Consider the following 21841-nt stretch of genomic DNA (forward strand, 5'->3'; position numbering starts at 1 on the left):
TTCTTTTCTGTACTTCTTTTGTATTGTTTTAATAACTTAGCTTTTTATAAATTAATTACAGCTTGGCTAATTACTTGGCCAATGCGGTGGCTGTACTTGCGCTCATCACCCTCTTTGTAATACTCAATGGGCAAGCCATAAGTGCTATTAAACCCTTGAATAGTCGGTTGGCCTTTACCATCTGGGTACACCGTGGCCTCTAATTTAAGCTCTATTTGGTCGCCGGGCTGCAAGCCGAACTCAGTCAAAAATGCATTATAATTTATTTCTGCTTGCCACCCTGTTCGTGAAGGCTGAAGCATCCATATCGCATCTACTAATATGGGGGAACTAAGGGGAATTTGTTTAAATTCTCTATGCTTTGTATAACGTGACATTTTAAGTTGTATTATTTTTGCATATTTTTCAGCTGCTTCAACATTATAACCTCGATAAGGTGCAATCATATTTGCGCTTGTTGGATTAACTACTCGCCAATAGAGCTTTGTATCGACGCCTTCTTTTACCGCAGCAACTGGCGTGGATAAACCAATTGAAATAGTTTTAGCTAAGTTGCTTGCAACCAGTTTTGTATAGGGCTTGTAAAGTGCATTATAGACATCGAGTAATGCTAAGTCAGGGCGGTTTAGCCACTGAGCGGCTCTTACACTGGAAGAACCATCATTAATAAAGGCAGCTTTCCCCCATGGGCATGCATGAAGCCATGCCTCAACCTCTGCTTCGCTAAAGTAATAAATAAGCCCTGCCGCAATAAGAACTATCACTAAGCCGGCAATACCAAATACAGCTATCAAGGCTGACGCCCCTTTGGTAATGATTGCAATACCTGATGCGGCCGTCATGCTTAAAAAGCCTAAAGCCATAATAGAATTTGCTGTCGCAAGGCCTATATTACCTTTGTTATATTCATTAACCGCATCCCTCACGGCCACATATGTACTTATTGCGCCTGCGAGGAACGTCGCTGCATTAGCGGCATAAGATAACGCTACCTTCGCAGAGGTAACACTGAGCCTTCCTCTTAGTATTTTTTTAGTAAACTCACTAGCAGGCACTTTGTTTCTAGAGAAAAGTTTCAACTGTCCAGAGCTTGGCATACCATAACGACGCTCTACCAAATCTTTACCAATATTCACCATAACATCTAACAAATCAGCATACGCTGACGTTTTATCCATTAAACTGACGCCATCACCAGTTATAACTGTATAAAAGTTAATGGCCTCTAGCCCAGAAACAAACGGCAAAACACCAATACTGGCTGTGCCAACTTTGCCCACTTGCTGCTTACCCAATGCTGCTTGCGCGTATTTTTTGAGGGATTTATTATGATCTTTATACCCAGTTAAATCCCAGTTAGTTTTAAGCTGAGCAGTTTCAAAAGCCTCTAAACCATCTTCAAGCCTCTTCTCTACTGCTTCCAATGCAGCTAACTTGTTTTTATCAAGCGCAACCATTTTTTTTATCACTTTTTTCTTGGCGCTGTCTGCTTGGTAGTATTGCTTAGTAACCATAGCTTCTAATTCATTTAAAGAGCCATCTAAACTTGTAATAAGATCTAAACGCGCGGGTATCGTTACTTTATCGTTGACTTTAAGTTTAACAATGGGCCGCGTTCCGCCATTGCCTGGGTAACTACCTTGGCTCAGTGCTTCATCGATTCCTTCGGTTATTTTATTAAATTCTAAAATTCTTTGTTCGGCACGCTTAGAACGGCTGTCAAAATTAAGCGGGACGACTGAATCAGGTAAGTTACCTTCATAGTAGTCATTAACATCAATATCAATCTCAACAAGTAAACCATCAGAAACCATATGCGCGAGATGCATTATTTTTTGATAGGGGTTATACGACATCGCAACTGACTTAATACGCGCCTCACTATTAAGCATGTCTAAACCCACACTTTTTAGTGTTGATAAATGCGCTCGTGTTACACTACCTTTTGTTTTTGCTTGTTTAAGGAGTGTTTTATAGTGCTCTAGTTCTTTGTTTCTTTGTTTAAGTTGCCTGTTTAATTGCTCGGTAATGTCACCGCCATCTATACCTTGGTTACGTGCTTCTTGAATTAGCTTGTTACGTGACATTTCAAAGTTTTTAATTTCACTTTGTTTATTTTTTATCTGTATTTCTAAATCTTTTGTTTGCCGCTCAAGTTTATTACTTTCTCGCTGTAAGCTAGATTGCTTTTGCATGCGGGCAGTAAACACATCTTTAATTGTTCCGCCACCTTGAGACATAGAATAAGTGGCAGATGGTACTTCCATAATAATATTAAAGAAGCCCCATACAGCTTGGCTACTACGCCTAAATACTTGCGTTAAATCGCCTTCTATATAACCATTAAGTTGATCATCTTGCTTCTCCAAAGCCTTAAATTCATCAATAGAAAAATCAACATTTTTAGGATCTTCTTCATCTCGAAAACACTTATATTCAGTTAAATTAGGCTTACTATTGGTTTCATCAGGGAATAGTAACTTATGTAGTTTCAACAAATTTGAACGGTCACTGGTATCCTCTGGGTGTGTACCTAACACTTTTAAGATTATATGTTGCCCTAGGTCATTACTGTCGATTTGCTTAAGCTTTTGCGCGTCTTGGTCATACACTACACTTGAGCGAAGCAAGTCTGCCGTCAAATCTTTTAGAGGGGCTAATACGTCACACATAAGTTGATATATGTCGAGTCGTCGGTTACCTGAGTAGTATGCATAGTCTCTTGCACATTGATAAAAGCAAGAAGCAGTCTCTTCATCCTCTATAAGGTCTTTTACATTGGCTCTTAGCTCATTGATATACTCACCAAGCACAAGCACTTTTTCTGTTGCTAGAAACTTTCTGAACGCTGCTTTATCAAATTTATTTTCTACCCACTTTTTATAATCATTAGCAATGTCCTGTTCTTGTTCAGAAACACTGTCTTCACCATATGTTGCTAATTTGTCAGACACAGATTGCGGAAAAGCAAAAAAGGTTTGTTGAACAAACGATGCTAATTCAAGTTCACCTCGCTGCCCTTTTGAGAGCTCATCAACACTCGAAACCGTTTGTCCATTTGCTACTTGCTCTATCGGTAGTGAACTAATCACTGAGCGAGTGAGCGTGATATCTGCAGCAGCTTGTCTTACTTTTCCTATTGCGTCAGGTATAACGGGGCAATAGACTCCAGCTTTATTCACCACATCGAGTGCAACATGCTGAGGTAACTGATTACTATTATAGCCTTGCTCAAAATCACCAAGCTTATCTAACGTAAACAATCTGTTGCTTCGAAGCTCTATTGCATCAGCATTATTCTCACCTGGCTTAACAGGCTCTCCATAGTTTAACCTTGGATCTTCAGGATTAAACCCTCCAAATAATTGAATCTGTTTCCACGACCACTGGACTTCAGAAAAAGCAATTTGTACTTGGCAGTTACTTCCATTGAGCTTATTCGGTACTATTATCGTTTTAAGTGTTTCACCAGTCGCCTCACGAAAACCTTTATTTGTTTTCCAAGTAAGAGCGCCTTTTTGCCAAGCAAGGTTAACATCATTAAAACGCGTAACGCTTTCTTTGGTCGTTACCTTAAGCTCACGCCATAAATGACCGTCAACAAAAATGTATAAAAAGCCATCTCTTAAGTTCGTTGTATGATCGTCAATTTCATCTGCAGGGTGGGCATATCTAATTGGAAATATATGAACTAACTCAATATCAGCTGTACTATCACTCTCCTCTTTAGCATCTACCTGATATAACGGGATTTTATAGTAGCCTTTACTATTTCTATTTACAGATTCATCTTTAACCATGAGTGATACATTTTTTACACCATCTGATTGGCGTTCAAAAACAAGCTCTCTATGTGCATTTTTTTCATCAATTTTATCTGCTACATTTAGATCACTCATACAATTGACACTCCATCTTCATCTAACTTTTCTGATCCTGATATTTTTATGACTATTTTTTTACCGGCTTGCTGGTCAGCCAAACTATCCCTCATTTCTACACTCAATCCTCTTGGTGATGCGCCACCTGATTGCGCTAGCGGCATAGGCGGGGTGTTTTTTGAGTTTGAAATCATTGGGTCGCCTTGGCGAACAGCGGGTTTCCCTTCAATGAGTACATTAAATGAGCCCATAATAAATTCAGCTTTACCATCGTTAGTGCCACTCATTAGGCCTCTTTTATCTCCGGGTTTATCGCCTTTACTTTTTGAAAAGTTACTTTTTATGTTGGCAGCACCGTTACCGTTTATTTTGACTGACCCCGCCACACTGGCTACATCACTTGCTGCGGCCATATTTGGATAAGGGATTGGGATGACACTTGGGCCTACCGTCGTTAAACATATATCAATAGTGCTTAGCTTGCCGCCGCTACTTTGGTGCACTGCAGTGCGGCCATTAATCAATACATTTTGCCCTGATACTGTGGCTACTTGCGCGGCTTGCGATTGCGTATCTTTGGTTAACTGCTCTTGACTGCCGGCTTGCCACCCTAAGTGACCCGACACTAAATCTAAAAATGCTTGGGCATTAGTAATAGGTTTATTAACGTCCATACCCGTTTGAGGCTCATTCCACGGCAAGATAGGTTCGTTTTTTTCATCATCCCATTGCGGGGGTGGAATTATATAGTCAGGTATAAAGGTGCTTACCATTTCACCGAGTGTTTTTTCACGGTATTTGGGGCGGCCTATTTCAGCTAAAAATGCCGCATCTCCACTGGCTCGGTCTTCAAAAATAGCGACATTGCTGGCTTTACCTAATGCGCCGTTACTTCGGGCACTATTATTAAGCCCTAATAGTGTTGGGTTGTTGTGTCGCCATGTTAACGATCCACCTGAGCGCACATCGGCGGTTAGCGCGTCTATATCGTACTGAACACTGCCTGCTTGTTTACCTGCGGCTGCATTAATGTATGTCATGAATTTTCACTCCTTGAAATTTTTATTAATTGCTCGTTAGGTGAATTAAATAATAAAAATACATGCTGTAACCCTTCATTTAGTGGGTTATTTAAATAGCTATTTGCAAGCACAAACCCCGCTGGATCGTTTGCAACGCCTTGATGGCCAATAGTATTATTTAAGTTGGCGAGCTCTATTAATTCGTCTTCTGGGCTATACAATGCTTGTGTATTAGCAAACCATTTTTTTTGCCATGCTAACGACTCCTTTCCTGCAAATAGGTAAGTATCATTAACACAAGCCTCAGCTTGGTTGAGCTGTTCGTTTAATTCACCATTATAAAGGTGTGCACTAAGGGTACCTTGTAAATGGGTAAGTAATACACATCCACCTTCACCGTTAATAATGCCTGGCGGGCCGTTTAACACTTGCACCACGTTATTTTTTGCTTGATGGCTTACGTATTGGTAGCTAACGCAAGAGTCGAGTGCAATTATAAGTGTATCGGGCGCTATGCTTTTTAAATCAAGCGTTGTAGTTTGTATAAAATCAGGTATTTGCTGAGAAATTACCTCAGCTAAAAGCTCACTAAGGGTATCGTCACTTATTACCGGGTTGTTTAATTCATCCTGTGGTAATACAAACACTATTTGACTTATACGGGATGTTTTTCTGAGGGTTGCGATATCGAGGTTTTCGAGCAGCTGGCTTAATAACAATAAGCACTTAGTTTGCCTATCGAGTTGAGCAAGCTCTTCTATTTCTACCATTATGTAGGGGGCATCTAAGCTTACATCGCAACGAATAAGTGCTTTGCTTGGTTTTGAAAACAACATTTGGTTTGCAACAGCGGTATATAAGCTACTTGGTTTACACCCTGTGGCATTAATATGGCAAAGTACGTCAAACTTCATTGTTAACTTCCTTTTTTGCCACGACTAACTGGCTATTTGCGCCTACGTGTATTGCATCAATATAACCGCGCCATAACAAAGAAAAACTTTGCGCGTCAGAATCAATAACCAACGTATCGCAGCGCAAGTTAATGGTATGTCTGTTTAATGTGTTAACTAGCTGAACAATAGGCTCTTCAAATGGAAGTTCAACTCGTTGGTGCTGCCCATATTCTTGTAACGGGTATAACCCTGAAAGTGAAAACGCCCACCCTTGTGCAAACTCTTTTTTTACTCGCTGATCTAAAGGTGCCATATTGTTAAAATGTTCATCAAGCACTGTTTTAAACGGATAATTGCCTGCCATAAGTGCTTTTTTATCAATGTCGGGCATAAGTTCGATACGCGGTGACCAATGTGATGGTATAGCTGAAAAGCTTGCAACTGGGGTAGTATGACTCGGTTTACGAAGTAGTTGATTTGCGTATTCAATGCAAGGTAATTGCTGCCCTTTTGCTTGTTTGTTTTTAAGCTTAAATCCTCTCCCTATCGGATTTTCAAGCAGATAATTAGACTCATCGTTAAGATCTTTTCCACCAAAAGCATTGCTGTAATTAATGGGTGTAGGCTCAATAATATTCGGATCAGTTGCAACAGGCCCAAGTAAAGAGCGCTTCCAAAAGCGTGCGCCAGTTACACGTAAACGTTTTTTAAATAGTGGCTGCGCTTTATCATGAAGGCCAAGCTCTACTTCAATTACTCGCGCTTGTTTGGCTTTAGGCGGGTAAGCTGTAAAGTCGCCATACACTTCAAATCCATGCTTAAAGGCAACTTGTTCGTTTACTTCTCTAAGTGGTGTATATGCGGGGTCGCCATCGTAATCATCGGCTACAACAATATCGGGTCCGGGCTCGTTTGGTGTTACATTGCCTTTTTCGTCAAATTCAAAGTTTTGTTTTACAAGGACAACTTTAGTCAGCGTACGGTCACTCAACCAACCATCAAAAAAACTAGCCTGCCAAGGAGAAAAATTATTCAGCACTTGGACTCTCCGCTATAACACTTTGCCATTGTTTGGCGCTCAGTAATACATGGTACAAACCACAGGCCTTTTGCAGAGGATAATGTGGTGCTACAACACGTTGCACAACTTCACCTGCAAGTATTTTTAATTTTTGTTTTGCATTACTGCAGACAAAACTAATGCCGTTTAATAATTGATCCCCAGGGACAAGTGCAAACGCTTGCCTTACATGCTCTGCATCGTCAAGGTTTATGCCGCTGTGTACGTTTTTTTCGTTATTTGATTCTACTACAGTTACTTTGTTTGCTTGGGCAAGCGCTCTGTTAGTAATAATTAGCCATGCTGCGTAAGCTGGTTTTTGAGTTACCCCATGCGCCATTAAATTAATAAATAAAGGCAATGCACGCTTATATACAAAGTGGCTTAGTACATGTTGGCAAAGCCCGGGGTTAGCTTTACAAAAAAGTAGGCAAGGTTCATCCCAGCGCGGATCGTTAGTAAGCCCTGCTAGGGCAAGTAATTTTGCTTTTTTGTCGTCATCATTTGTTTTGGCAAATACTTTAAATAGTATGTCTGATACGTTACTTGTTTTATTACAATAGGCATTCACGAGTGCTGAATAAGCAATATCAAAGTTAGCATGTAGCATGGCACTATTTAGCTCTGTTTCACTCAATTGCTGTGAAAAAAGTAAAGTAATCGCGTTACTATCAAGCTCTTCTTTTTCGTTGAGTACACTATTGCGCAGTGCTTTATTATCATCTAACTGCCAATAATCAAGTAAGTGTTGTAATACACTGTAATAACTTAAATGTTTGTCCGACTTTAAAGCTAAAAAAGTTTCGGCGCTGTTAAGTTCACTTTTTAAATTAAGACTTTGTAGCAATAGCGTGTAGATACTGTGGTGCTCAGGGCTCTCTATCGCAAGGGTAATAAATTCATCAAGCGCTAAATGGCTTACTTGTGTTAAATTTTTGCCTGCAAAATAGTCTATAGGTGCTTCAGTTTTTAAATCGCTGAGTGTGTATAAATGATTTAGTAATTGGCTTTCAATTACATTGAGTCGAGCAAGCGGGTAAACACCTTGCGCTTGCAGCTTTTGTTTGTGTTTTAATAAAGTAGTTAAGCGCTGCTGATGCTGCTTAACCTTAGCGACTTGAGCAAACATAGTATTAATTAAGCCTAATTGGCCAGCCAGCCAAGGTAAGATCTTGCTCGCTATTGGCTGTTATATCTCGCCCTTCGAGCACTATGGTCCCGTCGGCAAATACTTCTATCGTCCCTTTAGCGGTTTGGAGGCTAATACTTTGCTGTGCTTCAATAGTTATATGGCCTTGGCTATTTTTAATGAGTGCAGCGGGCGCTTGATCTTCATTTGCAAGTAGCCCTGTTACTATAAAGCCTTGTGCAGTGTGGGTAAGTAGTACTGTGTCGCCCACTTGGCATGGTGTTATATGCGCCGCTTGTGCTACAACACTCTGTTCGTCGTTATTTACTGTAACACCTTTAACTCGGCCAAATTCATCGACTTTACTTACAGGTGCAAGTTGCTGATCGTGATTAAATATACTTTTAACTTTAGCGTTCATTAAATTACTCCTTTAACTTAGTTATTACTAATTGCACTGCCTTTGATTGCTATATTAGTGGCACTTAACGTTATATTAGTGGCGTCAATTGTAAGGTTACCCGCAGCATCAATTTCTATACTTGCGCCACCTTGGCTTAACTGAATTGACCCCTGTCCATTTGCTTTTATAGTAATATTTTTACCACTGTTTAATTCTAAATCACCTTGAGGTGCTTGTAGCTCAAGGTTGCCGTCTACCGAGTAAACGCTAATATCTTGTCGTGCTTGCATTTTAAGCTCATCAGTTGCTGTGAGCTCTAAGTTACCGTCAGTCGCTTGAATACGACTATTTGAGGCTGAGTTTAGAGTTAAATCCGCAGCCGAGGTAACTGTAATATCTCCCTCGCGGGTTTGAATTTGCAGATTGTTTTCTACTCGGGTTGTAAAATTATTAGCGACTGTAAAATTTGCGTCGTTCTCGGCAATAAACTGTAGGTTTTCTTTCGCTGAAATTTTAACATCACCATCAACAGACTTTAACATTGCCTGGTGCGCACCATTTGTTGCATCGAGTATTAATTGGTTTTTATTGTTTTTATTGGCAAGGCTTATCTTCTCTTCGCCTTTTTTGTCATCCATTACAAAGCTGTGCCCAGCTTTAGTTACTAATTTGTTTTCAGTTGGGTTTTCGCTTGTAACAGGATTTGGTGCATTTTCATTATAAAGCGCGCCTAAAATTATAGGCCTATCTAAATCACCATTTTCACCACAAACGAGCACTTCTGTACCTTGAGTTAGTGGAAAATGCATACCGTGCCCGCTGCCACCGTAAGGTTGCATTAAACGTGTAGGACGGCTTTCTTGGCCTTCTCCATCTTGATTAAACGGTAGTTTTACTACGTAGTTACCTTTGTCATCAATTTCTTGCTCAATTAATGCATTAAACGTTGCAAACACACGTCTCGCTGGGCGTAATGGAGCTTTATAAGGCTGGTTAACACTAATTAAATAAGCTTGGTTTTTATACGTTAAGCCCTTTACATTAGAGCCGTATTCAACCGAAGCACTTTGGCTACCTTTGTGCTCTACACGCGTCACTAAATACTGACCATCATGCTCTGGGTGGTCATAAATATTTAAACGCATACCAGGGCGAAGCGCCCTGCAGTCTGTATCTATTATTATTTGCTCACGTTGGCAATCAAACGCTTGCTGTCTGATAGTTGCTAAGTCTTGCCCTTCGTTTGATTGCCCGTAATTATCACCGTAATGACTATCTTCACCAAAACCAATAACTGACGCACTGTTATTTTTTGAAACTTGCAAATTACCCGGAGCTTGGTAGTTGTAATCATCTAAGTGTGTACTTTGCGGAAATAATTGGGCCTGCCTGCTTATAGCAAAAATTGACTCACTCGTTCTTACTTGCCCAGATGGTGGTACATAGCTTAGGTTTATTTCATCAAACTCTTGCGCTATACCATTAGAATCATTGCAAATATACAATGTACATTCACCACCCGTTTGCTCTACAAAGCTGTACACAAAACCGTGCTTACGCATTAAGCGTGTTACAAATTCGTAATCAGTTTCGTTGTATTGCACAGTCATATCGAGCATGGTTGAGCTTGCTTGTACATTTAACTTTTGCGCAGGGAAACCTGCTTTTTCAAACACACTCAAAATGATTTTACCTGCATCCATAGCAGTAAATACACGGTTAGAATGCTGATGCTTAAGTAATGTTAAATGAGAACTCATGATCAAAGTATAGTGATACCCCTGATGACTTTGACCATGCGCTATAAAACCACTAATTAACCCTGAAATAGTACGATCTAACATTGACCACACTAGTGATAACGATACATCTTTGCCTATTAGCATTTCAGATGTTAAATGTTCAGGGCTCAATACTTGGATTTTAAATTCATAGTCTTCACATAAACGATCGTCCCTAGACTCAAAGTCAGTTACATAGACCATCCCGTCAGGCATGCCCTGTATAGCAACACTAAAGTGACTTTTATTGGCCTTGAGCTCGTTAAATATGTCCATGAATCCCATTTTTACATCCTTTTATTTAAGCGTTATCTGCAAATGTCGCCGTAATTTCGTCTTGTTCGTCAACGGCCAGCGTTAAAATATCAGGCATGTCTTCTTCTGCCATAAACTCTAAAATTGATTTAGCGATACCAGGAAGTATTTGCTGCTCTATAACCGCGTTCACCATACGTGCACCACTATCTGAAAGCGTACATTGAGTAGTCAGTTTTTCTAAAACACTGGCATCTACTCGTAGCTGCATTTTGTGGTTTTCGTGCAAACGTGTGGCAATGGCTTCAAGTTTCAAGCTGACGATAGACTGTAGAGCTTCAGAATCAAGCGCTAAGTAAGGTATAACTTGCATACGGGCAAGTAAAGCAGGCGCAAAAAAAGCAAGTAACTGCGGCTTAATTAAATCAGTCAGTGCACCGATTGATGGTACTTTCCAAGGCGTTCCGTCTTCATTAATAGGTGCTTGCGTTGGATTTAGCGCTTCGTTAATAGCTGCTTCTTGATCGCTTTGCTGTACCTGTTCTTCCTCGTCATCTTGAGGGCTTAGGTCTATAACTGTAGGCGGTGTACATGCATCGATTAACTCTGCTGAGCCTAAATTAGATGTCATGATAATTACAGTATTTTTAAAGTCTATTTCACGTCCTTCACCGTCACGCATGGTGCCGCGCTCAAACACTTGGTAAAACATGTTCATTACATCTTTGTGCGCTTTTTCAACTTCATCAAGTAAAATTACTGAATATGGACGCTGTCTTACCGCTTCGGTTAACACACCACCTTCACCATAGCCAACGTACCCTGGTGGTGAACCTTTAAGTTGCGATACGGTGTGCGACTCTTGGTATTCACTCATGTTAATAGTGGTTAAAAATTTATCACCACCAAATAATTGTTTAGCTAAGCAGCGAGCGGTTTCTGTTTTACCCACGCCCGATGGACCAGCTAGTAAAAATACGCCTAGCGGGCCTTCATCGTTGCTTACGCCGGCTTTACTCACTCTTAGTGTTTGCGCTATTTTAGCGAGTCCAGCCTGCTGCCCTATAACTTCTTGGCTAATTGTGGCTTCAAGATTAATTAAATTACTAATCTGATCTTTTACCATTGCCCCTACAGGCACACCGGTCCACTGTGAAATAATTTGCGCAACAGCATCGGCGTCTACTTCACTAAATAAGCCGTTGTCTTGTGTATTTTGCTCTTTTAGTGATTGGCGAAGTGTCAGCAATGATTCGCTATCAAGCTCTTGATCTGTTGCCTGCTTTATCTCGTTAATTTGACTCAAAGTCGAAATTTGAGATTCACGCGAGTGAGTAAGTTGCGCCAATTTATTTTGTGCAATAACCAGCTCTTCAACTAAATGGGTAAGCTTATCTTTATCAACAACTAAACCTTGCCCTAGCTCTACATTGAGGCTATTGATTCTGGTTTCTAAATAATTAATGTGCTCGCGCTCAGACTCAATGGCAGCGGGGTCTGTAGCAAACGACATACGTACTCTTGCCGCTGCGGTGTCTAATACATCAATAGCTTTGTCTGGTAATTGGCGGCCTGTTATATAGCGCGACGATAAAACAACAGCAGCTTCTATAGCATCATCCGTAATTTGAATATTATGATGCTCTTGATATTTATCTTTTAAGCCTGCAAGCATTAATTGAGCCGCTTGCTCTGTTGGCTCATCCACTTTAATAAGCTGAAAACGGCGCTCTAGAGCGGCATCACGTTCAAAATACTTTTTATACTCGCTCCATGTTGTTGCCGCAACGGTTCTTAATTCTCCGCGTGCTAATGCTGGCTTTAGTAAATTTGCCGCATCACTCATGCCCGCATCGCCACCGGCACCAATTAAAGTGTGCGCTTCATCGATAAACATAATTATTGGCGTTGTTGAATTTTTAACTTCATCGATTACTGTTTTTAAGCGGCGCTCAAACTCACCTTTAACGCCGGCACCTGCTTGCAATAACCCCATATCAAGCACCAATAAGCGTACGCCTTGCAGGTCACTTGGTACTTGGCCATCAATTATACGCTGGGCAAAACCTTCAACGACGGCTGTTTTACCTACACCTGGGTCACCCACTAAAATAGGGTTATTTTTTCTTCGACGGCATAACACATCGACCATCATACGAATTTCGTCATTACGACCGAGAACCGGGTCGATTTTACCCTGTTTTGCTTTTTCAGTTAAATCTTCACAGTACTCATCAAGCGCAGCTGTACCGTGCGATGAATCTGTTTGATTTGCAGACTTTGATTTAGCTACTGGGTTTAAACGCTCTGAAGATTGCTGACAAATTTTATCTAAATTTTCAGCTAAAAAGCGTGAATCTATTTTATCCAGTAAAGCAGGTAGTTGAAGTACAGGGCTGTAAGGTAATAACTCTGTTAATGAATCAATAAGCGCAGCACCTGTTATAAAATCACTTTTATGCTGAACATTAGCACTTAACCATGCACGCTCTAGCCATTCGTATAAACGACGAGAAAATGTAGGCTTACTTTGATTACCGGCAGGCTGTCTATTTAAAAAGTCTAATAGCTCATGCCATACTTTGTCTTGATTAATATTAAAGAAATGAAAAATGTGCTCAAGGTCACCATTACTTCCTTCTTCCATTAACTTAATAAGTAAATGCTCAGGAAGCACTTCAAAATGACTACGACTACTCGCAAACCCAGCTGCTGATTCAAGTGCTGTTGCGGTGTGGCCATTTAATTTATCTATGAGTTGTTTTATGCCTTTAGCATCCATTTTTTTATCCTTAATTCCTTAGTGTTTATACTGTTGATGGCTGTAGCTATGTGTTGTTGTATTTGCAGCTGCGGCCCCTAAATATGAATTATGTCCAAGTACTAGCGGTTGCTGACCTAAAGCTTGTTCGGCAACAGCCTCATTAGCTACTTTTATTTGGCAAACCCACTCTACATTACTTGGTAAATGCGCAGTCAGAAGTGCAGCCATTTTTATACCTTCTTCGCTTCTTGGCGTTAAACTCATGGCTGTATCACTATTAACTGGACCTATATCTATTGTTAAAATACTTCCGCTAACTAATACCTTCGTACCAAGTACTGCAGAGCTGCCTAAAACCATTTGGTTTTCTTCGCCGATTGAACTTGGTGTATCTATTTTTTGCCAATTTGCTCGTGTGTCGTCAACTTTTAGCGTGTCTATATTTAAACTATGTTTAAGAAGCTGCGCTAAGCCAGCAGCGCTAGTTTGCTTTAAACTTGCAATACCACACTGAATTTTTTGATCAGTTTTTCCCAGTAAAATAGATTCAACTAACCCATCAAATTGGCTCGCGCCTCTGCCTGCTATATTAATTTGCGACTTTTTCCAGGCCTGAAAAAGTTGGCAATAAAGTACATGATTAAATATATCTAAAAACTGACGAACGCGGTCACCGCTTTGCTCATCACTTGCTGCTTGCTCTAATACATAGTGTGGCATGGGTGCATCCACACCATACAAACCTAAAAAAGAGGTCGATAAGCTTAATCTTCCTCTGCCATCATTCTCTAATACACATTCGCGTACATCAGTAGCCGGAAAACCAAGCTCTTTAAAAGGTTTAAAAACAACTCTGTTACTAATCCCTTGCTCTAGCTCTTGAGGTGCGGCCCAATGTTTTTCTATTAAGCTCATCGCTTTAAATAAGTTAAACCGCCAAGGCTGCTCAATAAGTAGTTCTATTGGCGCGGGTAACTTAGACCAAACTGGGTGCGCATGATTTTTATCAGCGTAACTCATAGCTGATAACTCTTACCCGGTTCAATATCCCAACTCCACGATTTATAACTAGGAATTGCATTAACACGCGTTTGTACGCTTTCATTTATAGGGGCATACATTAAAAAGAATTCGTGTAATACATTACAAAAATGATATAAATCAGCATCACCAACAAATTTACTTTCATCAATATCAATAAGTACATCAACACCTTTAATAAATATTCCGCGTTTAATTTGGCTGATTGGCGTTGCTGTTATTTTTAAAATGCTTTCAATTCGTAATCGATTCTCAGCTTTATTAGACCAATCAAATAACACTAGTAATCTTTTTAGTTCTGTAACTTGCGTAATTTGTGAAAACTTTACATTTAATAAGCTAATAAGCTGCCAGTGTTTTGGCTGACTTGGACATGCTAAATAATTAGTTGGCCGTATAACATTTTTAACCTCAACGATGCTCGGCATATCTTTTCCGCCTTCGTTCAAGTCTCCCTCTTGCAAAAGCTGACGAGGCCAACCTGCATTAAAAGAAGTTAAATCAACTGATAGAGTTTCTTTTTCATCTTCTAAATTAAAAGGAAGTTGTAAATAATGAGTCGGGGCTGCTGCACCTACGTCTTTTGTGAGCACAGTAAATAGCTTTTTTTCGTCTTCAAATACGCTTTGATAACGAGGAGTGTAATCATACGATTGCCCGGTTATAGAGTTTCGACCTGCAACTGCATCTACCGTATAACTAAAAACGTGGTCAAAACGTGCCTGATCTGCACTTATCATATAATCAGTTCTGTTTGGCTCTATTTTAATTGGCTCTGCAGCTTGGCTAAATAAATTAACTGCTGGCACGCAATTGATTAAAATGTTCTCTTTACTTAACTGATGACCCGGCGGTAATTTATTATCACCCCTAAATACGATTTCAAAACGGTCAATATGTTCAGGAAACTCTTCGTCTTTTAAACCATCAAATGTTAAAAAATAAAACCTATCTTTTGCATTAAAATAATCAAGTAATAGTGCATATCCAGGATGGCTTTTAGCTGCACTAGGCAGTAAAGCGCCATCTATATCTAAATAAGTAGCGCTGCAACCTTTTGCTTTTAACTTTTTGTTGAGCTCAAAATGGTTAGCACCAAAATCAAGTTCTGCTTGTTTATTAGGTGTTTTTAATAATTGAAATAAAGCACTGCATAATGGTGTATCGCCACGTAAATAAAAGTTTAGTTTAGATAAATCAAAATTACTTCGTTCACCTTGGCATACAAACTTAAGCCCTATTCGTAGCTCTGCACCTAAGTGCGACTCTTGATATCGAACATGCTCAACATCTAATGGGACAACGTCTAAACCGTGAGTTGTGCTAAAAATTATTTTTTTATTATCGGCCTTTGCTTTAGGCGGATTAAGCTGTAAACCTTTTGAAATAGTGTGTGTTTTTTGCATAGCCAATTTAGGCTTAAATTGCACCACAGTACTAGAAGGATAATAACTTAGGAGTATTGGACACAGTTGACGCAGTACTTGCTCTGAAACTTCAGGTACTGACTCATCTAAACGCTTTTGAGTATGGGCAGTTAAATACGCTACGCCTTCTAATAAGCGCTCAATATGAGGGTCTCTATCTTTTAATGCATCAATGTTAAGCATTCCTGCATGCTCAGGATAAAACTGAGCAAACTGCTTACCAGCTTGGGTTAACAAGCGCATTTGTGCATCAAAATATTGCTGCATTCATCAATCCTTTAAATAACATTAGTTAGTGTTTTTTGCATGTTGTATAACGTCTGCTTTACCGCCAGATTCAAAACGGGTATTTAACTTGATACTTTGCCCGCTCGTTAAAAAAGCTTGAATATCTAGCCTTATTACACAATTATCTTCTTTAATTTCAACAGGTGTTACATTTGCATATCGTACGCGTGGTTCGTACTTTTCTATCAATTTTTTAACCTCAAACGCTAACGTGTGTTGTGAGTATGGTAACCCCTCGTAAATATCTTCTACATCGGGCAAACCATAGTCAGACAAGTGCTTCAGCACTCCTCTTCTTGCATTTAAAAGCTCATTTAAATGCTTGCACACACTGACTTGCTCATCAGTTTGAAAACCATGATGACCATTGCGTGTAACTGGTTGAGTTAAAAAATCGAATAACGCCATATTTAGATCTCAATAAAAGGATATGCTTGCGCATATCCTTCAAAATTACTGACTAATTAACGACCTTCAGTCCAAGAGTCAGAGAACTCGATGTTGCCATCTAAGTAAGTCCAAGTAATGCGTTTGTAACGTAGACAAACTGTTTCAAGGTGCGGGTAACGCTCCTTGTCTAAGTCTTTAACGTTATGCATTGTTGGTGAGATCGAAGTGATCTTTACATCTTCCAACTTGTGGCAGAAATATTCACGCTCAGTCCCTGTGTCATCAATACGGTACCATTTAAGCTCTAATTGCTTAAGTGTTTGACCGTTTGAACACGCTTTGTACAAGTACGGCGTAGCCGCATCAACAGCTTTTGTAATTACAAAAGGTTCATGCTTACGAGTACCTGTAAGTTCACCTGTATCGTTATCCGTAGGAATACGAAGTTCATGATCAAAGTGTAGGATCTCAATTGAACCTTCACGCTCTGCAACAGTTACAGAACCTTTGATGTCATTACCTTGGTCATCCTTTAACCACATGTACGCTGGAATTGCCATTTCATTATTCTCCTTTTAGAATGAAGTGTTTCCTGTTAGTTGGCATTGGCATAAACAGTAATATTTATGCCCCCCAAAAAGCCCTCTGCTTCATGCCACTGGGGAATATGTCCCAAGTTGGATGCAACCAACTTGGGGCAATTTTTTAGACTATAAGTCTTAATCCTTTATGTACACCTGCCAACTACTCACCAAATTGACGCATTTGATAGTACTTAAATCCGTTTCATTGGCGGCGTAGCAGTTCATTTTTCGCCAGGCATTTGCCCTACTAGCGCTAAACGAACATCAATCCCTTCAACTTGGAAATGAGGAACAATGTACGTACTTACTCTGTAGTAACCAGGGTTACCTGGAATTTCTGCTACAGTCACTTTTGCATCTTTTAGTGGATGCGTAGCAATAAGAGATTCATCAGGGTTGTTCATTTTAGTTACTAATGCGCCAAGCCAATCATTAAGCTGCTGCTCTAATTCATGGCGAGGTTTACTTGAACCAATATTTTCACGCTGTAAAACTTTTAAGTAATGCGCAATACGCGATACTAAGAAAATATATGGTAAGCGTGAGTTAATTCTTGCATTAGCTGTTGCTTCATTTGTTTCTAATACCTGTGGCTTCTGCGCACTATTAGCAGAGAAGAAACATGCAAAATCTGAATTTTTATAGTAACTAAGTGGAATAAACCCTTGGTTAGCAAACTCAAGTTCTTTAGTTTCAGAAATAAGTACTTCAGTTGGAATTTTAGTTTCTGATCCTTTACCAGCTTCAAATGAATGCAGCGGAAGATTTTCAACTTTACCACCTGATTGCGGCCCACGAATATTTACAGCCCAACCATTATCATGGAAACTACGGATGATATTTGCAGCAAATGCAAATGTTGCATTACCCCACAAATAACGTTCATGATGCTGCGCACTTACATCTTCTTGGTAATTAAAGTTACGAAGAGGATTTGTCTCACCGTAAGGCAGACGTAGTAAAAAGCGTGGGAATGCTAAACCAATGTAACGAGAGTCTTCTGATTCACGGAAGTTTTTCCAACGAAGGAACTCAGCGCGTTCCATGTAAGAACCCAAATCTTGGATTTTAGACACTTCTTCCAATGAGTCTTTAAGAAAAAACTTAGGACCAACACTGCCCATAAACGGACAATGCGCTGCCGCAGATACACGAGATATTTCTTGCAGTAACGATACATCGGGTGCCGAACAATCAAATTCAAAGTTCGAAACCATTGTTGATACTGGCTCACCACCTGGCGTATCGTAATCTGAAGTATATACATGCTTGTATAGTGCAGATTGCGTTGTATCTGGCGCCTCTTCAAAATCGTCTCTTAGAGTTTCTTTATCTACATCAAGCATTTCTATTTTAATATTAGCGTTGTTAGGCGTACGGTTAATTAGGTAACGTAACGAGCGCCATGCTGATTCCATTTTTTGGAAATTTGGGTGATGTAAAATTTGGTCTAACTGCTGAGAAATAATAATGTCTACCTTTGCGATGTAATCATCTAAAAGTAATTTATCAATTCGAGTTACTTCTTGGCCACTACTGCTAGCCATATCTAAAAATACATTTATAGCTGCTGTTAAGCGCTCATTTGCACGAGTTTCAGCTAGGTTGCTTGCATCTCTAAATGAATCAAGTTTGATTTCATCTGCAACTGGAGAAATATCAACCATTCCACATATATTTTCATAAGTGGATAAAGGAGCTTGCTCCGTGGTATGCGCGGCAACATTTAATTGTTCTTGCATTGACATGGTAATCTCCTTATTCAGTTATTGGTTGTTTTTCATCTTCAGACGCTAGCGGCGCAATTTCATCCAGTTTAGCTTTTAACTCATCTAGCTCTGGCTGATTTTGTAAAACACGCTCTAATTCTTTACGAAGTGATGAGTTATCTAATAAATTAGATTTAAGGTCGCGAAGTAAATTACGCATAGCCATCATTTTATTAAGCTCTGGCACTTGAGAAGCAACTGATTCTGGGTCAAACGATTTAAAAGAATCAAACTCAAGGTTTACGTTAATTTCGCCGTCACCTTTAATTTTGTTCGCTACCTGAAAGTTCGCTTTAGGCGCCATATCTTTAAGCACTTGCTCAATATTATTTTTATTAATTGTTACGCGCTCACGCTCAGATAGTTCTTGGCTATTTTGACCATTTGAGTAGTCACCAATTACTAGCATCTTTAATGGCAATTCACTTTTTTGTGAAGCGCCATCTGTATCAAGCTCTAACGAAATATTGATCCGAGCTCTGGGGATCTCTTTTTGAAATGTATCACTCATGTTTTTTCCTTTGCAGTTTGGTTATCTACCGACTCAATTCCAATTAAACCTCGACATATTAGTCAAGCCCTTGTAACTAAACCCACGCTAATGCTTGTGCAGGGTTAGTTACCATCATTTGCTGACTAATATGTTTAGCAGCTAAACTCATTTCATCTTCTGGCGTTTGTGACAAACTTGCATAACACTGCTTGGAAAATCGCCATACTTCCATGCAAAAACATTGTTGCCATTGCGCTAAGTCATGCGCTTTTATTTGTTTTAGTAACACGTTTAATAATGCTAAAGCATGTTCGTAATGCTCAGCTTTAATTAATAATTTTGCCTTTAATAATTGCGCTTGAGCTTTATCAAAATCGTTTAAAATATTTATTTGATCGACTTTAATTAATGCCGTCGATAACTGCCCTTTTTCGACGTCTTGTATTAACTCGCTATACTGCTCATCAAACGCACTACTTTGAGAGCTAACAGACTCTGTTTTTGCAGAATGTGATAACTCTTTTAAAAACTCTTTATTTACAGATGAACACAACGGACTTCCATCGTCATACTGTAGGGAAACTAAAGCAGGAAACTGCTCATTTAAATTAACTAATTGTTGCTCAAGCCAATGAACAAGCGGCAATTTATTTAATTTTTTTAATGCATTTAAACTAAGCACTTGGAGATTTAAATTAAATTGCATAGCCCCTTCCATAAACAACCCTTCGGCTAAATTTAAAGCTTGTTCAGGTTGCTCACTTGCCAATGCATTTTCAATTGGAGCAAATGCTGCAGCTCTAGGAGCGGGTAAACGCGTTTTTCCATTTTCGTTAGCCGGTAATGCCAATCTTGTCCAACGTGCAGCTCGCGATAACTTTATTACTCGTTCAATGTTATTTTGTTCTTTATCGAAGTTAAGTAGCAGCCTAACCGCACTTAAATACGCTGTATCTGAAGCAATATCAGCATTACCAATACTAACCTGGCTAGCAACTGCGGCTGGTGCCGAATTATTAGTTTCTGATTTTGGAGCCGTTACAGCTGAATTCTCAGCTAATTTTTGCTCTGTGCTAATCGCTTTTTCTTCTTGCTCTGGTTCAGCTACAGGCACTGGGTTTCGTTTTTCTTGTTCTTTAGCCCACTCATTCAAAGTCGATAGAGGGCCAGATTCGTTGTCTAATAACGCAACACACTGCTCATTGTATTGAGTCAAGGCAGCTATAAGTTCAGGCCATTGTTCAGCGTTTGTATTATGCCCTTGGGCAACACCCTTTAAACGTTCTTGCTGTTGTAAAAACCATGTATTAACTGCAGCGCGCATTCTGGCTTTTAGTGGGTGCACCTCATCCGTATAAGTAGTCAACAAACGATTAAATAACAATAACGTATGCGTTAAACCTGTAACCCCAAACTCACTTGTTGCAGCTAGTGCTAAGTAACTTACTATGCGTAAATCTTTACTTTGAGTGTTGAGTAAATCTGATGCTTGTATAAACATCACTTTAAAGTCAACTTCCCCCACTCCTGATGAAGATGCTTTTAATGCTTTAAATGTTTCTTCATATTTTAAATCTTCTCCACACTTGTTCCCCGGCAAAGGAGCACTTAATGCTTCAAGCCATTCAATCCAGGTGGTATGTGTATGCGGCGCTTTATTACTCATGATTTACACCAACGACGAAGTGCATCGTAAACACTCACGTTATCCATATCAGCAAAATTAAGTGTTTGTGAAGACGGCTGTTTTTCTACTTTTAAATTACATAGATCAACAATATCGTTTGTTTTTTTATCGTATTCCCACACACTATTAAAGTATGACGCTGGAATAGGCCTACAAAAAATAGTTAAACTAGGCGCTTGATTCTCATCACCTAACTGATAAAAAAACCAAGGCTGCCAATTATGATCTGCCACCATAGATGCAACTAAGTGCAACCAAAACCCGGCAACTAAGGCACTTTCATGACTAAAACTAGGCATTGGTAGGCGAATACCAAACTGACTTCTTAAACACCCTCTATTAGCGATAGATTTAAGCACAGCTGATAGCTCTTCAATTAAAATTGCTCTTTTAGCAATATCGTTCAGGCCTAAATGCTGCCAAAAAACGCTCATCGGAATAGTTCTAAGTTTATCAAGCTCTAGAGTTAAATTTGGTTGCTGTTTAAGTGCATCAGCTACACGGTTATAATCTTGTGCTTTTTGCTCCATTTCATTAATACTGGCAGCTTGTTTAATATTTTCATTTACACCTAAAAGGTGCTCTATTACTTGGCTTGCAAATAAAAATAGAAAAGCAGGATGTCGCTTATATGTATCAAGCCCACTATGTACAAAAGAGCTAAATGGGTAAAAACGACCACTGCTATCTTTACTTGGCTGCAAAACGCCAAGTAAACCACCATCATCAGCATTGCCAGATATAAAGAACAACGACTTAGTTCCATTCAAGTGACTTGTATCCGTTGTTTTTCTACCACGGTTTAAATGTGCAAAGCCCTCTTGCAACCAATGATCAAATCCAACCGATTCTCTAGATGAAATATTAAGCTTTACAAAGTCTGGTCTTATCGGTGTTTTACCCATAAAACCAAAGCTGTGTTGCTTAACCAGTGTCGGTGTTTTCTTTTTAGTAAATAAATTAAACATTGC

General features: G+C 39.5%; 16 protein-coding genes. All 16 read right to left on the reverse strand.

What is annotated here, in order from left to right; genetic code table 11:
• Positions 1 to 44: 44 nt before the first annotated feature.
• Positions 45 to 3899 carry a toxin VasX gene (locus P20429_RS07220; RefSeq protein WP_007584449.1) on the reverse strand — a complete coding sequence of 1285 codons (3855 nt, stop codon included), beginning with the start codon at positions 3897 to 3899 and terminating at the stop codon, positions 45 to 47.
• Positions 3896 to 4921, reverse strand: a complete 1026-nt coding sequence (locus P20429_RS07215) for a DUF4150 domain-containing protein (RefSeq protein ID WP_007584451.1) — start codon at positions 4919 to 4921, stop codon at positions 3896 to 3898. The genes P20429_RS07220 and P20429_RS07215 overlap by 4 nt, the downstream gene beginning before the upstream one ends.
• A complete protein-coding gene (locus P20429_RS07210; RefSeq protein ID WP_007584456.1) occupies positions 4918 to 5817 on the reverse strand; it encodes a hypothetical protein in 900 nt (299 codons plus the stop codon). The genes P20429_RS07215 and P20429_RS07210 overlap by 4 nt, the downstream gene beginning before the upstream one ends.
• Complete coding sequence (locus P20429_RS07205; RefSeq protein WP_007584465.1) at positions 5807 to 6838, reverse strand: DUF2169 domain-containing protein; 1032 nt, start codon at positions 6836 to 6838, stop codon at positions 5807 to 5809. Before P20429_RS07205 ends, P20429_RS07210 begins: the two co-directional genes overlap by 11 nt.
• On the reverse strand, positions 6828 to 7988 hold the full coding sequence (locus P20429_RS07200) for a hypothetical protein (RefSeq protein ID WP_007584467.1): 1161 nt from the start codon (positions 7986 to 7988) through the stop codon (positions 6828 to 6830). The genes P20429_RS07205 and P20429_RS07200 overlap by 11 nt, the downstream gene beginning before the upstream one ends.
• Positions 7989 to 7992: 4 nt before the next feature.
• Positions 7993 to 8409, reverse strand: coding sequence for a hypothetical protein (locus tag P20429_RS07195; protein WP_007584469.1), 417 nt, complete (start codon positions 8407 to 8409; stop codon positions 7993 to 7995).
• Positions 8410 to 8426: 17 nt separating this feature from the next.
• A complete protein-coding gene (locus P20429_RS07190) occupies positions 8427 to 10448 on the reverse strand; it encodes a type VI secretion system tip protein TssI/VgrG (protein ID WP_033026923.1) in 2022 nt (673 codons plus the stop codon).
• 25 nt (positions 10449 to 10473) lie between these two features.
• Complete coding sequence (gene tssH, locus P20429_RS07185) at positions 10474 to 13209, reverse strand: type VI secretion system ATPase TssH (protein WP_007584473.1); 2736 nt, start codon at positions 13207 to 13209, stop codon at positions 10474 to 10476.
• 18 nt (positions 13210 to 13227) lie between these two features.
• Positions 13228 to 14211 (reverse strand): type VI secretion system baseplate subunit TssG, encoded by a 984-nt coding sequence (tssG, locus tag P20429_RS07180; protein ID WP_007584475.1) that lies wholly within the window; start codon positions 14209 to 14211, stop codon positions 13228 to 13230.
• Positions 14208 to 15926, reverse strand: coding sequence for a type VI secretion system baseplate subunit TssF (tssF, locus tag P20429_RS07175; protein ID WP_007584477.1), 1719 nt, complete (start codon positions 15924 to 15926; stop codon positions 14208 to 14210). Before tssF ends, tssG begins: the two co-directional genes overlap by 4 nt.
• 21 nt (positions 15927 to 15947) lie before the next feature.
• Complete coding sequence (tssE, locus tag P20429_RS07170) at positions 15948 to 16355, reverse strand: type VI secretion system baseplate subunit TssE (RefSeq protein ID WP_007584478.1); 408 nt, start codon at positions 16353 to 16355, stop codon at positions 15948 to 15950.
• A gap of 56 nt (positions 16356 to 16411) precedes the next feature.
• Positions 16412 to 16897, reverse strand: coding sequence for an Hcp family type VI secretion system effector (locus tag P20429_RS07165; protein WP_007584479.1), 486 nt, complete (start codon positions 16895 to 16897; stop codon positions 16412 to 16414).
• 245 nt (positions 16898 to 17142) lie between these two features.
• Complete coding sequence (gene tssC, locus P20429_RS07160) at positions 17143 to 18669, reverse strand: type VI secretion system contractile sheath large subunit (protein WP_007584480.1); 1527 nt, start codon at positions 18667 to 18669, stop codon at positions 17143 to 17145.
• Positions 18670 to 18679: 10 nt separating this feature from the next.
• Positions 18680 to 19201, reverse strand: a complete 522-nt coding sequence (tssB, locus tag P20429_RS07155) for a type VI secretion system contractile sheath small subunit (protein ID WP_007584482.1) — start codon at positions 19199 to 19201, stop codon at positions 18680 to 18682.
• A 76-nt stretch (positions 19202 to 19277) separates the two neighbouring features.
• The gene (locus P20429_RS07150) at positions 19278 to 20849 is read right to left on the reverse strand and encodes a TssA family type VI secretion system protein (protein WP_007584484.1); all 1572 of its coding nucleotides are present in this window, start codon (positions 20847 to 20849) and stop codon (positions 19278 to 19280) included.
• Entirely contained in the window at positions 20846 to 21838 is a 993-nt protein-coding gene (gene tagF / locus P20429_RS07145; protein ID WP_007584486.1) for a type VI secretion system-associated protein TagF, read from the reverse strand. The genes P20429_RS07150 and tagF overlap by 4 nt, the downstream gene beginning before the upstream one ends.
• Between the last annotated feature and the right edge of the window lie 3 nt (positions 21839 to 21841).

Origin of the sequence: Pseudoalteromonas sp. BSi20429 (assembly GCF_000238895.1) — a bacterium.
Lineage (GTDB): Bacteria > Pseudomonadota > Gammaproteobacteria > Enterobacterales > Alteromonadaceae > Pseudoalteromonas > Pseudoalteromonas arctica.